At 27.9% G+C, this 2,339-nt stretch carries 1 protein-coding gene; it reads right to left on the reverse strand.

From position 1 onward, the window contains the following. Positions 1 to 2,139, reverse strand: a 2,139-nt coding sequence (locus MR593_RS05935; RefSeq protein WP_290690812.1) for an AAA family ATPase, incomplete at its 3' end; no start/stop codon positions are given. Positions 2,140 to 2,339 lie beyond the last annotated feature (200 nt).

Below are 2,339 nucleotides of genomic sequence, written 5' to 3' on the forward strand. Positions count from 1 at the left end.
ATCCTTAATAGATACATCATCTACAAAAATTCCATCAAGAACTTCTGCATCTGGCAACATTTCTTTAAAATAGAATCGGCGACGCAATGCTGTATCTATATTAGCAATAGATCTGTCCGCCGTATTCATAGTTCCAATAATATATACATTATCTGGAACTCCAAAAAGTTGTTGAGAATATGGAAGTCTAACTTTAATACCTTCTGATTGTCCTATACGCTTAGTAGGTTCTATTAACGTAATTAATTCACCAAAAATTTTTGAAATATTGCCCCTGTTAATTTCATCTATTATAAAAACATAATTCTTTTTATTTTCTTCAATTTCTGTTTTATCCTTAGCGTATTTTTTAATAATATCCATTACATCTGATAGAGCTATCTTTAATTTATATACAGAAGGACTAATAAGTTTTTTCCCATTATTAATTTTTATAATGTCTTCTTTAATACCTTTTACAATCCAATTCACTTTGCGTAGTCTTTTATAACTTTGATATTCAGTATGCCATTCATACTCTCCTGTTATTACTCCGATAGCATCTATAGTATTGCAACTATAACAAGACATTACTATATCGCCAATACTCATATCATTAACAAAATAATTTAATATATTTTTGATTCTTACATTATTAAATATATTTTCAATATCCTCTCCATAGTCATCATACCCTATTCTAATATGACCATTTTTCATACACTCTGTACGAGTCTGATTATCTCCTGCACCTTCAAGTGAAACCTTCCATATAGTAGGATATTGATTAATCCCTATATTACTTTTTCCTTTTTTTAAAATAGGTGGTGTGCTTGCCATATCACAGAATTTTTTAAATAAACCTGAAAGTACTTCATACTGAATATCATTTTGAGCTTCTTCATCGCTATATATAACAGGCTTAATACCTTCTATAAATTCTTCATATCCATAAGATTGATGAAATGTAGTAAATTCTATTAATCCTTCATCTTTATATTTATTGTATCTATTTGTAATCTCCGCATAATCCTCGGATTTTATATCTTCAAGCTTTTTATTTTCGATTATAGCAACTGCATACATAATGGTATTGTATGTTTTACCTGTTCCTGGAGGTCCATATAATATAGTATTTTTACTTATATCTGTTTTTCCCTCACAAGATTCTATTTCTTCTAAATTCATACTCTCTAACGCCTCCTTTAACTCCGGTCGTATTTTCCAAGAATATAATTGACTGCCTTTTTTATGAATATGGCGTCCTAAGAAAGGAACTATAAAAAATCTTTCTGTATCTCCATCCATATATGTTGGCAAATTAAATCTATCTTTAGCTCGTTTTCCAAGATTTTTGCCTATATTAGAACATGTACTAGAATTTTTTTCTAATTTTTCACCTATCTCTTTACAAGTAGCTTCTCCACCTAAATCAAGCATCACCTTAAGCATTTCTAAAACTTCTGGATGCTCTTTTCTATCCTCTTCTAAAAATTCAATCCATTCATCTGTACTTATATTAGGGTTATATTCATCAATAGGTGGCCAATAACCAGTAGCTGTATATGCTACAAAAGATAATTCTGGAAAATTTCTATATCCATATTTGCCGTCTTTTATTTTGTCTAGTAACAAATCACATAATTGCATATACTGTTTACCACTTGGCACTGTTTTAAATTCATTAATTTCTTGAATTAATTCTTTTGTTAGAATTTTTTCTGTAATAATAAAATATCTATTTTTTGAATCTAAATTTATATAATTATTTGGACGAATCCAATACAATCCCATTGTAATATTCCATCGAATACCTTTTTGTCGAATTACTTTATCATATATATATTCTAATTTTAATTTATTTTCGTTTGTAGGATTATCATCATATTTAATAGCTGCTTCAAAAATATCCCATAGATTATCTATATCATTTTCTCCTCTTTCTGAAACAAAATTAAAAAAAGTAGCCCTCTGATTATTCATTACTGGAATACCATCAAAATTAGACGGAATTTGTTTTTCAATACTAAACTCTTTCGCAATTCCTTCTAAAATAAGTTTACGATTGTCATTAGTTATCCCCTTATTAAACAATCCAAAAACCGTAAATGGATCTATATCTACAACAGTTCCATCTTTCTCCATTTTGGGAAACCTCATATTTATTTCTTTATAAACATTTTGAAGTTTTACAATAAGACTTTTTCGATCATTTTTATATACCAATAGTTTTGTCGCAAACTCAGTATAAAAATCAACCCAATTTAAATTAATTGAACTCATATATTTTCCCTCATTTCAAACTAACAATCTTTACTTTAATTATATCAAAAATTATTTTTACATAACAAAAAAAGCCT

Source organism: Intestinibacter sp., assembly GCF_022780145.1.
Classification (GTDB): domain Bacteria; phylum Bacillota; class Clostridia; order Peptostreptococcales; family Peptostreptococcaceae; genus Intestinibacter.